Consider the following 14,374-nt stretch of genomic DNA (forward strand, 5'->3'; position numbering starts at 1 on the left):
TACTCCTAGATTCGAACATGTGAGCTAATTGACTGGACGGGAACACCCCGTGCCCTGCGAAACTGGGCGTGTGGACGAGATGAGGCGGTTCCGTCGGGCGGCCGGAGCATGGGCGGCACGCGGAGGAGACGACGGGCCTGCCGCGGAGGCGGCCCGCGAGCTGGCCGTCGTGGCCGGTGTGCGCAAGGTCGTCCTGGTCGAGGGGGAGAGCGACCTGGCTGCCGTCGAGGCGCTGGCCCGGCGGCGTGGACGCAGCCTCGACGAGGAGGGCGTCGCGGTGCTGCCGCTCGGTGGCGCGATGAGCATCGGGAGATTCCTCGCCGTGTGCGGCCCGGACGGGCTCGACGTCACCGTCGCCGGGCTGTGCGACGCGGGGGAGGAGCACTACTTCCGCAGCGTTCTCGAGCGGACCGGCCCGCGCCCCCACCTCACCCACGCCGACATGGAGCAGCTCGGTTTCTACGTGTGTGTCGCGGACCTGGAGGACGAGCTGATCCGCGGCCTCGGCGCGGACACCGTGCAGGAAGTCCTGGACGCCGAGGGCGACTTGAGGTCATTCCGCACCTTCCAGAAGCAGCCGGCGCAGCGGGACCGGGGCGTGGAGCGGCAGTTGCGCCGGTTCATGGGGACGCACAGCGGCCGCAAGACGCAGTACGCGCGCTCACTCGTGGAACGGCTCGACCTCGACCGCGTTCCACGCCCTCTGGACAGGCTCCTCGCACATGTCTGACTCCGCCGATCTCCGCTGACTCCGGTTCGCACGTCGCACCCCGGCGGGCACAGTTTCCCCGTCGCCGCGAACAGCGCTCAAACAGGCAGCAGCCGCGCGATGAGCGCACTCAGCTGCTGGGCGTTGCGGCACTCGTACATCTCGACGATCTCCGCGTACGTGTCTGCCGCCGAGTCGCCGGTGTCCCACAGCGAGCGCCGTTCGGGGTTGAGCCAGTACACCTTGCGGGCACGCCCGGCGACGTCACGCAGCGCCCCCCTGTTGGGGTCGCTCATGTTCGTACGGGCGTCGCCCAGGACGAAGACAGTGCTGCGCGGGCCGACCGCATCCGTGTACCGCTCGGCGAACTCGCCCAGCGACGTGCCGTAATCGCTGCTTCCGTGCCAGCCCGTCACGGACGCCGCCGAGAGGATGCGGGCACCGAGTCCCTCGGGCCCGGCGGTGTCGCGGCCGATGAGGTCGGTCACCTCGTCGACGCGGTTGACGAAGGCGAACACCCGCACCTTGCTGAACTGGTCGTGCAGCGCCTGCACCAGCAGCATCGTGAAGTTGGCGAACCCCGCGACCGAGCCGGACACGTCGCACAGGAGGACGAGTTCGGGGCGGGCGGGACGGCGGCGGCGCAGCACGGGCCGCATCGGGACGCCGCCCGTCGACAGGGAGCCACGGAGCGTGCGGCGCAGGTCGATCCGCCCGCGCGCGGCCCGGCGCCTGCGGGCGGCGAGGCGGGTGGCCAGCTTGCGGGCCAGGGGCTGAACCGCCCGGCGCAGTTCGTCCAGCTGGGCGCGGCCCGCGATGAGGAAGTCGACACGGTCGGCGGTCGGTGCGATGGCGCGGCGGGCGATCTCGTCGGTGCCGCGACGCTCGGCGACGCGGCGCCGCGCCTCGGTGCCCACGCGTCCGCGGAACGCCTGGATGCGGCGGCGGATCTCGTCCGCCTGGAGCCGGTCGGTGAACTCGTCGTCGCCGGTGGCCCCGGCCCGGATCCCGGCGAGGATCCGGGCGAGCAGGGTCTCCGGGCGCAGCCGGGCGAGCGTCTGGTGCGAGGACCAGCCGTCCGAGCGGTCCGACGGACCCGATCCTCCGGACCCACCCGAGCCGCCCGCCCCGTTCGCGGTGCTGTAGCCGCCGAGGCCGTCCACCGCCTCGGCCGCCAACTGGTCGAGCAACTCCTGGTCGTTGGCGGCGAGCGCGGCGGCGAGCCGCTCGCGCAGGTCGGCCGTGTCGGAGTCCTGCCACGGACTGCCGGAGCCCGGCTCGTGCCGTGTGTCCTGCGGGGCGCCGACACTCCGGGGAAAGTACAGATCGAAGACGGGATCGAAGACGGCCCGCTGCCCCTCGCTGTGCAGCAGCGCCGCCGCCAGGCCCTCCCGCAGATGCTCGCGGTCGGTCAGGCCGAGCGCCTCGACGGCGAGCCCGGCGTCGACGGTCTCGCCGGTGCCGATCCGGACGCCGTGCGAGCGCAGCGCCTGCACGAGTGCGGTGAGCCGCTCCGGGACGCCGGCCGCCGTCGCGCTCACACGGCGTCCAGGTCCAGCTTGGCCGCCGCCTTCAGCACGTCCTCCTGATGCTTGAGGACGACGCCGAGCGTGTCGCGTACGACCTGCTCGTCGAGCGTTCCGGCGCCGAGGGCGAGGAGCGTGCGGGCCCAGTCGATGGTCTCCGCGACCGACGGCACCTTGCGCAGGTCCATCGCGCGGAGCGCGCCGACCACGCGCACCACGGCCTGCGCCAGCGCCTCGTCGAGCCCCGGCACCTTGAGCCGCACGATCCGGCGCTCCAACTCCTCTTCGGGGAAGCCGATATGGAGGAACAGGCAGCGCCGGCGCAGCGCCTCGGACAGCTCGCGGCTCGCGTTGGAGGTGAGGACGGTGAACGGGCGGCGCGTCGCGCTGATCGTGCCGAGCTCGGGCACCGTCACCTGGAAGTCGCTGAGCACCTCCAGGAGCAGGCCCTCCACCTCCACGTCGGCTTTGTCGGTCTCGTCGATGAGGAGCACCTTCGGGTCACTGCCGCGGATCGCCGTCAGCAGCGGGCGCGGCAGCAGGAACTCCTCGCTGAAGATGTCCGTACGGGTCTCGTCCCACGACTCGTCGCGGCCCGCCGTGATGCGCAGGAGCTGCTTGGCGTGATTCCACTCGTACAGGGCGCGCGACTCGTCCACGCCCTCGTAGCACTGGAGCCGGACGAGGGTGGCGCCGGCGACCTCGGCGACCGCCTTGGCCAGTTCGGTCTTGCCGACGCCCGCGGGGCCCTCGACGAGGAGTGGCTTGCCGAGGCGGTCGGCGAGGAAGACCGTGGTGGCCACCGCGGGGGACGCCAGGTAGCCCGTCGCGGCGAGCCGCGCGGACACATCGTCGACGGACGTGAAGTACCCGGACGTCATGGGTGAGCCCCCTCCTCGTGCGGCGCCGCGCGCCGGCTGGTCTGCGGTCACTGGATCAGTTCCGCGAGGGGCTCCACAACAGGGACGCGGTGTTTGCGGCGTAGGTCACGTGCCACAGCCGTACGGAGCGCCCGAACCGGTCGGCTGCTGGAGTGTCCTCGGGCCCCGAACTGCTGGGTCTCAATCCGAGACCCTCGTATGCTGACGGCATGAGGCGGACCTCCTTTGCCAACTGGCCCTGCTCCATCGCCCGCACCATGGACCTGCTCGGCGACTGGTGGACGCCGCTCGTCCTGCGTGAGGCGTTCTACGGGATCAAGCGGTTCGACGTGTTCCAGGAGGAGCTCGGCATCGCGCGCAACACCCTGGCCGACCGGCTCCGGCGCCTCGTGGACGAGGGGCTCATGGAGAAGCGGGCCTATCAGCAGGAGCCCGTCCGCTACGACTACGTCCTCACGGACATGGGACGCGACTTCTTCGGAGTGCTCGCCGCCATGAACAGGTGGGGCGACCGCTGGCTGGCGGAGGAGGCCGGACCGCCCGTCGTGTTCCACCACGACCGGTGTGGCCACGAGGGTCACGCCGAGGTCGTGTGCAGCGAGTGCAAGGAGCCGATGACGGCCGAGAACACGCGGCCCCGGCTCGGCCCCGGCTATCCGCCCCGCCTCGCGGAGCGCCCCGACATCAAAGCCCGTTTCGCGGACTGACTCCCTGTCGTCCCGCCCTTCGGGGTTGCCCCTTGACGGGTGAGTCTATCTACGCAACTCTCATGCTCAGGGTCGCTTTTCACGGATCCGCCCAGTGAACTTCCCGCAGACGGAGAGGCAACCGGCAATGGAGTGGACGGGCGCGCGCTACGCCGACAGACCGACGGTCGAGGTCCGCAGAAGGGTTCAGGCGTCGCCGGAGCGGGTGTGGGAGTTCGTCTCCGACATCGACTTGATGCCGACGCTCAGCGCCGAACTCCAGTCGGTCGCCTGGCTGGACGGGGCGGTGGGCCCCACGCTCGGCGCCCGGTTCCTCGGGCGGAGCAAGCACGAGTCGCTGGGGGAGTGGGAGACCACCTCGTATGTCGTCGCGTGTGAGGCGCCACGCGAGTTCGCCTGGGGGGTCGAGGACCCCGAACAGCCCAGTGCCCTCTGGAAGTTCACCCTGACACCGCTCGACGACGGCGGCACCGAGCTGGCCCAGTGGATGCAGCTCGGCCCCGGCCGCTCCGGGCTCTCGTACGCGATCGACGCGATGCCGGAGAAGGAGCAGAAGATCGTGTTCGTGCGGCTGCGGGAGTTCGAGCGGAACATCACCGCCACGCTCGACGCGATCAAGGACCTGGCCGAGGGCGGCCCGGCTCCGGAAGGGCGGGGCGAGTGATGCGTACGTCTACGACGATCGAGGCCTCGGGCGGCAGCTGGCGCGAGACGGTCGACTTCGTGACCGAGGCCGAGCGGCTCGGGATGGACATCTGCTGGGTGGCCGAGGCGTGGGGCTCGGAGGCGCCCTCGCCGCTCGGATATCTGGCGGCGCGCACGGAGAGGATGCTGCTCGGCTCCGGGATCATCCAGCTGGCGACCCGCACCCCGGCCGCGATCGCCCGCGCGGCGATCACCCTGTCCAACATCTCCGAGGGCCGCTTCCTGCTCGGACTCGGACCGTCGGGACCTCAGGTGATCGAGGGGCTGCACGGTGTCCCCTTCGCGCGGCCCCTGTCCCGTATGCGCGAGACCGTCGAGATCGTCCGGCAGGCCGTGGCCGGAGAGAAACTCTCCTACGAGGGACGGGAGTTCACCCTCCCGCTGCCGGGCGGCGAGGCGAAGCCGATGCGCCTGTCGATGCGCGCCGAGCACGACCTGCCCGTCTATCTGGCCACACTCTCGCCCAAGATGCTGCGGCTCACGGGTGAGGTCGCGGACGGCTGGCTCGGCACGAGTTTCGTGCCGGAAGGTGCGCAGGAGGCCTACTTCGACCATCTGGACGCCGGGCTCGCCGCGGCCGGCCGCAAGCGGTCGGACCTGGACATCTGCCAGGGCGCCGAGGTGGCGTTCGCGGACGACGAGGACGCGCTGCGCGCGATGGTCGCGGGCCGCAAGAAGGAACTGGCCTTCAGCCTGGGCGGCATGGGATCCGCGACCACCAACTACTACAACAACGCCTACAGCAGGCAGGGTTGGGCCGACACGGCGGCCGAGGTCCGCGCGCGGTGGCAGGCCGGCGACCGGGACGGCGCGGCGGAACTGATCACCGACGACATGGTCTTGGCCACCACCCTCATCGGCACCGAGCCCATGGTCCGCGAACGCCTGCGGGTCTGGAGCGCCGCGGGCGTCGACACGGTCCGCCTCTACCCGGCCGGCGACACCCTGGATGCCCGTCTGACTACCTTGGGCAGGGCGCTGGATCTCGTACGGGACGTGGGGCGCGAGGAGCGCTAGGGCCTCTCGTTCGGATCACCCTGGGCTCGCGGGGTCTGGCACGCACTTCCCCGAGCTCTCGGCCGTGCTCGAGCAGGGGCCCCATGGCCCCGCTCCCAGATCCAGTCCGATCCAAACGAAAGACCCTGGTCAGGATGTGTGCGGGTCCGCCGTGTCCGCATAATTGCTGAGCTCGATCAGGTTGTCGTCCGGATCCCGCACGTACACGCTGACGATGAGGCCGGTGGCGCCCGTGCGTTCCACCGGCCCCTCCTCCAACGGGACGCCGTGGCTCGCCAGTTCGGCGGTGATCCGCTTGACGGGCTCGTCGACGATCAGGCACAGGTCCGCGCTGCCCGGCGTGGGGCGGGCCGCCTTCGGCTCGAACTCGTGCCCCGCCTCATGGAGGTTGATCTTGCTGTGGCCGAAGGTCAGGGCGCGGCGGCCGCCCCGGAAGGTGACCGCCTCCATGCCCAGGACCTTCGTGTAGAAGGCGACCGTGGCGTCGAGGTCGTGCACGGTGAGGACGAGGTGGTCGAGTCGGTCGATGCGCATGGCGCAAGCCAATCAAGCGTCGGGCGGCTTGTCGACGACCGCCCGAGCCGCTGTCGGTCCGCTGCGGGGCGCCGACCCGACCGCCGGCCGGAGAGTTCGTTCGCCGCCTTTTCGATCAGGTCGGCGACCGGGCCCGGCTGTGAGGCCAACGAAGCGTGCCCTGCGGCGGGTTCGGTGACGGCGCGCGGGCTCATCCGCTTGTCGGCCATGACGACGCACCGATTTCGATCGGTGAGAGCGGTCCTTTCCACGCTGAGCCCGAGGTCACGGCCCGGCCACTGCTGACGGTGGCCGGGCCGGTCTGCCGATCGCGCCCGGGTCCAGGGGTTAGCCCAGCACCCTCCCCAGCGCGGCGAGCGCCGACTCCAGCTCTTCGCGGGTGATGGTCAGGGGCGGGGCCAGGCGGATCGTCGAACCGTGGGTGTCCTTGACCAACACGCCCTCGTCCAGGAGGAGTTCGCTGATCCGGCGGCCCGTGCCGATGGCCGGGTCGATGTCGACGCCCGCCCATAGACCGCGGGCTCGGAAGGCATTGACTCCCTTACCGGTCAGGGCTTCGAGCCCGGCGCGCAGCACCTCGCCCAGATCCGCCGCCCGGCGCTGGAATTCGCCGGTGGCGAGCAGGTCGACGACGGCGGAGCCGACCGCCGCGGACAGCGGATTCCCGCCGAACGTGGAACCGTGCTCGCCCGGCCGCAGCACCCCCAGGACGTCCCGCCCCGCGACGACCGCCGACACCGGCACGATGCCGCCGCCGAGCGCCTTGCCGAGGAGCAGCATGTCGGGGCGTACGGCCTCGTGGTCGACGGCGAGCGTGCGGCCCGTGCGGCCGAGCCCCGACTGGATCTCGTCGGCGATGAACAGGCAGCCGGCCCGCCGCGTCAGATCGCGTACCCCGGTGAGATAGCCGTCGTCCGGGATGACCACCCCGGCCTCGCCCTGGATGGGTTCGAGCAGGACGGCCGCTGTCGTCTCGTCGACCGCCGCCTCCAGCGCGGACAGGTCGTTGTAGGGGACCACGCGGAAGCCCGGCGTGAACGGCCCGAACCCGGCGCGGGCCGACTCGTCCGTGGAGAAGCTGACGATCGTGGTCGTCCGGCCGTGGAAGTTGCCGTCCGCCACGACGATCGTCGCCCGGTCCGCGGGGACGCCCTTGACCTCGTACGCCCACTTACGGGCGACCTTGACGGCGCTCTCCACGGCCTCGGCGCCCGTGTTCATCGGCAGCACCATGTCGAGCCCGGTCAGCTCCGCGAGGCCCTCGGCGAAGCCGGCCAGACGGTCGTTGTGGAAGGCGCGCGACGTCAGTGTGAGCTGGTCGAGCTGACGGTGGGCGGCCTCGATGAGGGCGGGGTGGCGGTGGCCGAAGTTGAGGGCCGAGTAACCCGCGAGGAGGTCGAGGTAGCGGCGGCCCTCGACGTCCTCGACCCAGGTGCCCTCGGCGCGGGCGACGACGACGGGAAGGGGGTGGTAGTTGTGCGCGAGCACCGGTGTCTCGGCGCTGATGAGCTCGGCAGAGGAACGCGCGGCCTGGACGGGGGCGACGGTCATGAACGGATCTCCTGGGTGCAGCACTTGATGCCTCCGCCGGCCTTGTGGAACTCGGAGAGGTCGACGGGGACGGGGACGTATCCGCGGTGGGTGAGCTGTGCGATGAGCCCGGTGGCCTGCGGGGCGACGAAGACATGACGGCCGTCGGAGACGGAGTTGAGGCCGAAGGCCATCGCGTCCTCGCGGGTGGCGAGCACGGCGCTCGGGAAGAGCCGCGCGAGCACCTCGCGGCTCCCGGCCGAGAACGCCTCCGGGTAGTACGCGATGGTGCCGCCGTCCGGATCATCTGGATCAACCGGATCGTCTGGGTGATCGAGGGCGAACAGCGCGGTGTCCAGGTGGTAAAAGTACGGATCGACCAGGCGGAGTCCGATGACCGGTACGCCGAAGAACTCCTGCGCCTCGTCGTGCGCGGCACGCGTCGTACGGAATCCGCTGCCCGCGAGAACGTAGCGGCCCGCCGGTACGAGGTCGCCCTCGCCCTCGCAGACCGACTCCGGGCGGTGGACGTCGTAGCCCGCCGCCTTGAACCACGTCTCGTACTCCGCGGACTCGGGGCGGCGTTGCTCCGCATGGAAGTGGGAGCCGAGAACACGGCCGGCCACGACGAGCGCCGAGTTCGCGGCGAACACCATGTCGGGCAGGCCCGGGACGGGCGGCACGGTTTCCACGGTGTGTCCGTGCGCGCGGTAGGTCTCGATGAGGTTCTGCCATTGCGCGATGGCGAGCGCGGTGTCGACCCGCACGTCGTCACGCATCCACGGGTTGATGGCGTACTGAACGTCGAAGTATCGAGGCTCGCACACCAGATAGCGCCTGGGCACAGACGGGTACCTCCGCTTCCGGCGGGACAACGATCAGAGGGTGTCTCCACGGTAGGAAGCGGAAGTCGCGCTCGACAAGAGCATTTGGATGCGTGTGCCCGCAGTAATGCTGCGCAGATATGGAGGTCAGCGCTGGTTTGCTGCGTCGTCCGGGGCGGGCTCGCGGGCGCCGGCCTCCGCGCTGTCCGGCAGCAGATGGGAAAGAACCATGTAGCTGATCGTCTTGCGGATGAACGGCTCGGCCCTGATGCGTTCGAGCACCTCTTCGAAATGGCCGACGTCCGTGGCCCTGACGTGCAGCAATGCGTCGGCGCCGCCCGTCACGGTCATCGCGGAGGTGATCTCCGGGTGGTTGCGCACGACTTCGGCGAGCCGACGAGGCGGCGCCGCGCCGTCGCAGTACACCTCGACGAACGCCTCGGTGCTCCAGCCGAGCGCAGTCGGCCGGACCGTGGCGGTGTAGCCGGTGATGACGTCGTTCTCCCGCAGCCGGTCGGCGCGCCGCTTCACCGCGGTGGCGGACAGACCGATGGCCGCGCCGATCTCCGCGAAACTCGTCCTGGCGTTGGCGATCAGGGCGGCGACGATCTTGCGGTCGAGGTCGTCGAACGCGACGTGCTTGCTGTTCATGGCCGGTGGTCCTTCTCGTGCTGGTCACGGGCGCGCAGGGCGAGGGCCACCAGGGCGGCGTCCTCGGGGCGCCGCACATCGCGGCCGGTCAGCTCGGCGAACCGGTTGATCCGCTGCTGGATCGTGTTGCGATGGCAGTACAGGGCGGCCGCGGTGTCCGCGACGGACCCGGTCCCGGCCAGGTGCGACCGTACGGTATCGAGGAGGCGTTTCGTCTCGCCGACGGGCACCGCTTCCGCGTCGAGCCCGCTGAGGACGTCGTCGGCGAGATCCCGCCCGAAGCCTTCCGCGCGCTGCACCAGGACATCGAGCCAGCTGTCCTCGAGCCGCCGTGGACCCGCGGCGTCCACCGGCAGCACGCGCGCCGTGGCCGTCGCGAGCACCACGGCACGCGGCACCGCGGCAAGGCCCGCCGGGGCGGAAGCGACCCCGCACGGCGTCTCCTGAAGCAGCGCGAGCACGGTCTCCGCCGTGGTGCGCCGTCCCAGCTGCACGGCGAGGACCAGATCCGACGCGACCTCCTGCAACTGGACGGGTGTCTCCGCGGTGCGCAGCGCCGTCGCGGCCCTGCGCAGCCCCGCCCCGTGCTGCGGCGGCGCCACCGCGCACAGGAAGCGGTCGTCGGGCTGGAAGCCGAGAGCGAGCGCCGCGTCCCGTACCACCGTCGGATTGCGGCCCTCGCTGTCCAGGAGCCGGGCGAACCACATGCGCCGCTCGTCGGCCGCGCGGCGTCCCATGTCCAGGATGGTGCGCTGATACGCGGTCATGATCCCGGTGACATGCTTCTCCACGGCTTCCCACACGTGGTACGCGGACGTCACCAGCTCGGCCTTGTCCTTCTCGCCAGCCTTGTCGACCAGAGCCGCCCAGACCACGCGGAAGTCGAGGCGGGCCGCCGCGAGCAGGGAGTCCAGGGGGACGCCCTGCCGGGCGCGCCTCTCCCCGATCTCTTCGGAGACCGTGGCGATGCGCTCGGGCAGGGGCAGACAGGCGACCTTGCGCAGCAGGTACTCGAACGCCTGCCAGGCCGTGGCGCGGAAGTCCTCCTCCGAGACACGGTCCGCGTAGGAGGCACGGACAGGGCGTACGCACTCCACCCAGAGGCCGACGAGGCTGTCGATGTCCTCGAGGCAGCCCCGGGCCAGCTCGGTGACCCGGGGATCCGGGGGCGGGAAGAGGATGGGCTCACTGTTCATGTGCACAATCCTGGCCGCCCCATCGGCGCCATATCAACGTTGGCTTCGCGCCAGACCCCGTGAATTCTTGGAGTGTCCGGCAGGCCGTGGCCGGAATTCCACTGCATGGAGGGCCGGGTAGCTGTGCATTTGACCCCTCGCGAGCTGGAGCGGATCCAGCTGTTCACCGTCGCTGAACTGGCGCGCCGCCGCAGGACGCGCGGGCGCCGGCTGAACGCGCCGGAGGCGATCGCCCTGATCTGCGACGAGGTTCTCGAAGCCGCCTGGGACGGCCTGAGCCTCGACGAAGTGATCGCGGCGGGCCGCAAGGTCCTCACCGAGGACGACGTCATGGACGGGGTGCCGCAGATGGTCACCACGATCCAGGTCGAGGCCCTGTTCCCGAGTGGTACGTCCTTGGTGGCGATCGACCACCCGATCCCCACCACGGGCGGAAGCGGCGAATCCGGGCCGGGAGCCGTCCGCACCGCACCAGACCCGGTCCTGATCAACACCGGCAGGCTCCGCTCGCGGCTGACCATCCGAAACAACGGCGACCGCACCGTCTACCTGTCCTCGCACTACCCGCTCGCCGAAGCGAACGCGGCCCTGGAGCTCGACCGCGAGGCCGCCGCGGGCATGCGGCTCGACATCCCGGCGGGCACCGCCCTGTCCTTCGAACCCGGCGCCGTACGCGAAGTCGACGTGGTGACGGCACGCCATGAGGAGGCGTCATGACACAGGTCGACCGCCGCACGTACAACGCTCTCTACGGGCCCACGACCGGCGACCGGATCCGGCTCGGCGACACGTGCTTGTGGGTCGAGGTGGAACAGGACGACGGCACACCGGGCGACGAACTGCTCGGCGGCTGCGGCAAGACGGTGCGCGACGGACTGCTCGCATCGCCGCGCTCCGAGCGGGACTCCGCGCTCGACATGGTGGTCGCGGGGGTGGTCCTGATGGACCCGGTGCTGGGCGTCCGCAAGACCGACATCGGCATCAAGGACGGCCGGATCGTCGCCGTCGGCGGTGTCGGCAACCCGGATGTCATGGACGTCGACTTCGCCATCGACTCCCACACCTCGGTCATCCCGGGCGAGGGCCTGATCGCCACCCCGGGCATCGTGGACAGCCACGTCCACCTCTCCTCGCCCGAGGTGGCACCCGCCGCGCTGTCCGCGGGAGTCACCACGCTCGTCGGCATGGGCCTCGGCGGCGTCTGGGAGATCGGCTGCAACCCGGCGCACAACCTGCACACCCTGATGGCGTCCTGGCGCGGCACCCCGCTCAACATCGCGTTCCTCGCCCGGGGTTCCTCCACCTCGCGCGCCCTGCTCGACGAGTCCGTACTCGCGGGCGCCGGCGGCTTCAAGATCCATGAGGACTTCGGGGCCACCCCGCGCATCATCGAGACGTGCCTGGGCACCGCGGAACAGGCGGACCTGCCCGTCGCCATGCACACCGACTCCATGAACGAGTCCGGCTATCTGCGCGACACCATCGGCGCCACCCGCGGCCGCACCGTGCACGCCTACCATGTCGAGGGCGGCGGCGGTCACCCCGACCTCCTGGAGATCCTCTCCGAGCCCAACGTGCTTCCCTCGTCGACCACCCCGACGGTTCCGTACACCGCCAACACCGTCGGCGAGCTCTTCCCGATGACGATGACGGTCCACCGGCAGAACCACCACTCGCCCAGCGACATCGAGATCTCCAAGGGCCGCATCCGCGGCCATGCCATCGCCGCCGAGAACGCCCTGCACGACCTGGGTGCGATCAGCATCGTCAACTCCGACTCCATGGGCATGGGCCGGATGGCCGAGACCGTGCGCAGGACCTGGCAGCTCGCCCATGTCCAGGCCCTCGCGAACGGCGCCGGGGGAGTGGAACACGCCGCCAACGCACGAGCGTTGCGCTATCTGGCGAAGATCACCCTGAACCCGGCGATCGCGCACGGCCTGGCCCACGAGGTCGGCTCCCTCCAGCCGGGCCGCATGGCCGACCTCGTCCTGTGGCACCCCGCCTGGTTCGGTACCAAGCCCGAACTCGTCGTCAAGGGCGGCTTCGTGGCCTGGGGCAACACCGGATCGGGCTCCGGCTCCACCCGCCTGACCCAGCCCCGCACCTACCGCCCCTACTTCGGGGCACTCGGCGACGCCCCCGCACGCCTGTCCCGGATCTTCGTCGCGCAGGCCGCCCTGGAGGACCGGGCCGCCCGCGCCGCGCTCCCGCAGGGTCTGCAGTACGCGCCGATCGTCGGCGCACGGGGCCTGACCCGGGCCGACATGCTGCACAACACCGCCACGCCACGCGTCCACGTGCCGCGCGAGCCCGCTCCCGTCCTGGTCGACGACGTCCCCACCGGAACCGACGCCGTCACCGAACTGCCCCTCGCCCAACTGCACCACTTCGCCTGAGGGACGGACCCACCCCATGCTTCTCGATCTGCTGGTGCGCAACGCGCGCATCCTCACCCTCGACGACGACCGGCCCTCCGCCCGCACCCTGGGCGTCCTGCACGGCAGGATCGCGGGACTCGACGAGGACGTCGAAGCCCTGCCCGCGCGGCGTGTCCTCGACGCGGGCGGCGCCACCCTCGTCCCCGGCTTCAACGACGCCCACTGCCACACCGCGTGGTTCGGCCTCACCCTCGCCCAGCTCGACCTGTCCAAGGCCCGGTCGGTGGACGAGGTGTACGCCGCCGTCGCCGACCACGCGGAAGGCCGGCCGCGGGACGCGTGGGTGATCGGCGCCGGGCTCGACCACCACAAGCTCGGCGGCGTCCAGCCGCACCGCGACGCACTCGACCGCGCCGCGGGCGGCCGCCCGGTGTGGCTCAAGCACACCTCCGGACACGCCTGCATCGTCAACTCGCCTGTCCTGGAGAAGGCCGGAGCGCTGGCCGACGGGTTCGCCGACCCCACCGGCGGCGTCGTCGCCCGAGACGCGGACGGGCGGCCCAACGGACTTCTCGAAGAGACCGCGCAGCAGCTCGTGCAACGCCAGGTGCTGCCGTATCCCATGGCCACCCTCGCCGACGCCATCGGCGCCGCCACCCGGCACTACCTCGCCGAGGGCATCACCAGCTTCACCGAAGCGGGCATCGGCGGCGGCTGGATCGGGCACAGCCCGGTGGAGCTCGCCGCCTATCAACTCAGCTGTGACAGTGGCCGGTTGCACACCCGGGCCCAGGTGATGGCCGCCTCCGACGTGCTGCACCCGCTCACCGCTCACGCCGACGACGCCATCACCCTCGGCCTCGACCTCGGCATGCGCACGGGCTTCGGCGACGACCGGCTCTCGCTGGGACCCGTAAAGATCTTCCTCGACGGCTCGCTCCTCGGCCGCACCGCCGCCGTCACCGAACCGTTCTGCGGCTGCCCCCACGACACGTCCGCCACCGGATACTTCCAGGGCGACCCCGAGGCGATGGCCGACACCGTGGTGGCCGCGCACCGGGCCGGCTGGACCGTCGCTGCCCACGCCATCGGCGACCGGGCCGTCGACCTCGCACTCGACACCTTCGCCCGCGCCCAACGGGTCCACCCACGCCCCGAGGTGCGCCACCGGATCGAGCACGCCGGAGTCGTACGCCCCGACCAGCTCGCCCGCTTCGCCGAGCTGCGCGCCGTGCCCGTGCCGCAGCACAACTTCCTGTACGCCTTCGGAGACGCCATGGCGGCAGCGCTCGGGCCGCAGCGCACCCCGTGGTCGTACCGGCTGCGTTCCCTGCTCGACCTGGGCATTGTCGTGCCCGGCAGCTCAGACCGGCCGGTCGCTCCCGGCGCCCCGCTGCCCGCGATGCAGTCGATGGTGGAGCGCCTCACCGAGACCGGCGCGCCCTTTGGCGCGGACGAGAGCGTCACGGCACTCGCCGCGCTGCGTGCCTGGACCGTCGGCTCCGCGCACGCCACGGGCTACGGCGACCGCAAGGGCGTCCTGCGCCCCGGTCACCTGGCCGACTTCACCGTCCTGGACGCCGACCCCACCCGCATCTCGCCGGACCGTATCGGCGCGATCCGGATCCTGGCCACCTCTGTCGGCGGCACCGTCGCCCACGACCCGCTCGGCCTGACCGCCTTCGCCTGACCGCCTCCGCCAGAGGCACGCTC

At 71.3% G+C, this 14,374-nt stretch carries 14 protein-coding genes; 7 read left to right on the forward strand and 7 right to left on the reverse strand.

The window, feature by feature from the left end; all coding sequences use genetic code 11:
- Positions 1–70 precede the first annotated feature (70 nt).
- A complete protein-coding gene (locus tag CG723_RS12105; protein WP_442802541.1) occupies positions 71–730 on the forward strand; it encodes a TOPRIM nucleotidyl transferase/hydrolase domain-containing protein in 660 nt (219 codons plus the stop codon).
- A gap of 77 nt (positions 731–807) precedes the next feature.
- Here the strand turns inward: CG723_RS12105 and CG723_RS12110 are convergent, their stop codons facing one another.
- Both CG723_RS12110 and CG723_RS12115 read right to left on the reverse strand, forming a co-directional pair.
- Positions 808–2,250, reverse strand: coding sequence for a vWA domain-containing protein (locus tag CG723_RS12110; protein WP_100593277.1), 1,443 nt, complete (start codon positions 2,248–2,250; stop codon positions 808–810).
- The gene (locus CG723_RS12115; RefSeq protein ID WP_100593278.1) at positions 2,247–3,116 is read right to left on the reverse strand and encodes an AAA family ATPase; all 870 of its coding nucleotides are present in this window, start codon (positions 3,114–3,116) and stop codon (positions 2,247–2,249) included. The genes CG723_RS12110 and CG723_RS12115 overlap by 4 nt, the downstream gene beginning before the upstream one ends.
- 209 nt (positions 3,117–3,325) lie before the next feature.
- On the opposite strand from CG723_RS12115, the gene CG723_RS12120 reads away from it, so the two are divergent.
- The 3 genes from CG723_RS12120 to CG723_RS12130 all read left to right on the forward strand — a co-directional run bounded on the left by CG723_RS12120 (position 3,326) and on the right by CG723_RS12130 (position 5,545).
- A complete protein-coding gene (locus CG723_RS12120; RefSeq protein ID WP_100593836.1) occupies positions 3,326–3,823 on the forward strand; it encodes a winged helix-turn-helix transcriptional regulator in 498 nt (165 codons plus the stop codon).
- Positions 3,824–3,950: 127 nt separating this feature from the next.
- Positions 3,951–4,487: an SRPBCC family protein gene (locus tag CG723_RS12125; protein WP_100593279.1), complete on the forward strand. Its 537-nt coding sequence runs from the start codon at positions 3,951–3,953 to the stop codon at positions 4,485–4,487.
- Positions 4,487–5,545 carry an LLM class flavin-dependent oxidoreductase gene (locus CG723_RS12130; protein ID WP_100593280.1) on the forward strand — a complete coding sequence of 353 codons (1,059 nt, stop codon included), beginning with the start codon at positions 4,487–4,489 and terminating at the stop codon, positions 5,543–5,545. The genes CG723_RS12125 and CG723_RS12130 overlap by 1 nt, the downstream gene beginning before the upstream one ends.
- A 129-nt stretch (positions 5,546–5,674) precedes the next feature.
- On the opposite strand, the gene CG723_RS12135 is transcribed toward CG723_RS12130, so the two are convergent.
- The 5 genes from CG723_RS12135 to CG723_RS12160 all read right to left on the reverse strand — a co-directional run bounded on the left by CG723_RS12135 (position 5,675) and on the right by CG723_RS12160 (position 10,280).
- Positions 5,675–6,079: a VOC family protein gene (locus CG723_RS12135; protein WP_100593281.1), complete on the reverse strand. Its 405-nt coding sequence runs from the start codon at positions 6,077–6,079 to the stop codon at positions 5,675–5,677.
- Positions 6,080–6,406: 327 nt separating this feature from the next.
- The gene (gene rocD / locus CG723_RS12145) at positions 6,407–7,630 is read right to left on the reverse strand and encodes an ornithine--oxo-acid transaminase (protein WP_100593282.1); all 1,224 of its coding nucleotides are present in this window, start codon (positions 7,628–7,630) and stop codon (positions 6,407–6,409) included.
- A complete protein-coding gene (gene ddaH, locus CG723_RS12150) occupies positions 7,627–8,454 on the reverse strand; it encodes a dimethylargininase (RefSeq protein ID WP_100593283.1) in 828 nt (275 codons plus the stop codon). Before ddaH ends, rocD begins: the two co-directional genes overlap by 4 nt.
- A 126-nt stretch (positions 8,455–8,580) precedes the next feature.
- Positions 8,581–9,084, reverse strand: coding sequence for an Lrp/AsnC family transcriptional regulator (locus CG723_RS12155; protein ID WP_100593284.1), 504 nt, complete (start codon positions 9,082–9,084; stop codon positions 8,581–8,583).
- Positions 9,081–10,280: a PucR family transcriptional regulator gene (locus CG723_RS12160; RefSeq protein ID WP_100593285.1), complete on the reverse strand. Its 1,200-nt coding sequence runs from the start codon at positions 10,278–10,280 to the stop codon at positions 9,081–9,083. The genes CG723_RS12155 and CG723_RS12160 overlap by 4 nt, the downstream gene beginning before the upstream one ends.
- Before the next feature lie 123 nt (positions 10,281–10,403).
- Here CG723_RS12160 and CG723_RS12165 point away from each other — a divergent pair, with 123 nt between their 5' ends.
- Genes CG723_RS12165 through CG723_RS12175 form a run of 3 tightly spaced genes read left to right on the forward strand, consistent with a single transcriptional unit; the run spans position 10,404 to position 14,351 of the window.
- On the forward strand, positions 10,404–10,997 hold the full coding sequence (locus CG723_RS12165; RefSeq protein ID WP_100593286.1) for an urease subunit gamma: 594 nt from the start codon (positions 10,404–10,406) through the stop codon (positions 10,995–10,997).
- Complete coding sequence (locus CG723_RS12170) at positions 10,994–12,679, forward strand: urease subunit alpha (protein ID WP_100593287.1); 1,686 nt, start codon at positions 10,994–10,996, stop codon at positions 12,677–12,679. Before CG723_RS12165 ends, CG723_RS12170 begins: the two co-directional genes overlap by 4 nt.
- 16 nt (positions 12,680–12,695) lie before the next feature.
- Complete coding sequence (locus tag CG723_RS12175) at positions 12,696–14,351, forward strand: amidohydrolase (protein ID WP_100593288.1); 1,656 nt, start codon at positions 12,696–12,698, stop codon at positions 14,349–14,351.
- Positions 14,352–14,374 lie beyond the last annotated feature (23 nt).

Origin of the sequence: Streptomyces sp. CB01635 (assembly GCF_002803065.1) — a bacterium.
In the GTDB taxonomy this organism is placed as follows: Bacteria; Actinomycetota; Actinomycetes; order Streptomycetales; family Streptomycetaceae; genus Streptomyces.

Excerpts from the sequence above, each read along its gene's own strand:
- CG723_RS12170 (WP_100593287.1), top strand. The coding sequence starts at position 10,994 with ATGACACAGGTCGACCGCCGCACGTACAACGCTCTCTACGGGCCCACG.
- CG723_RS12125 (WP_100593279.1), top strand. The coding sequence starts at position 3,951 with ATGGAGTGGACGGGCGCGCGCTACGCCGACAGACCGACGGTCGAGGTC.
- CG723_RS12155 (WP_100593284.1), bottom strand. The coding sequence starts at position 9,084 with ATGAACAGCAAGCACGTCGCGTTCGACGACCTCGACCGCAAGATCGTC.
- rocD (WP_100593282.1), bottom strand. The coding sequence starts at position 7,630 with ATGACCGTCGCCCCCGTCCAGGCCGCGCGTTCCTCTGCCGAGCTCATC.
- CG723_RS12175 (WP_100593288.1), top strand. The coding sequence starts at position 12,696 with ATGCTTCTCGATCTGCTGGTGCGCAACGCGCGCATCCTCACCCTCGAC.
- CG723_RS12130 (WP_100593280.1), top strand. The coding sequence starts at position 4,487 with ATGCGTACGTCTACGACGATCGAGGCCTCGGGCGGCAGCTGGCGCGAG.
- CG723_RS12135 (WP_100593281.1), bottom strand. The coding sequence starts at position 6,079 with ATGCGCATCGACCGACTCGACCACCTCGTCCTCACCGTGCACGACCTC.
- CG723_RS12160 (WP_100593285.1), bottom strand. The coding sequence starts at position 10,280 with ATGAACAGTGAGCCCATCCTCTTCCCGCCCCCGGATCCCCGGGTCACC.
- CG723_RS12120 (WP_100593836.1), top strand. The coding sequence starts at position 3,326 with ATGAGGCGGACCTCCTTTGCCAACTGGCCCTGCTCCATCGCCCGCACC.
- CG723_RS12115 (WP_100593278.1), bottom strand. The coding sequence starts at position 3,116 with ATGACGTCCGGGTACTTCACGTCCGTCGACGATGTGTCCGCGCGGCTC.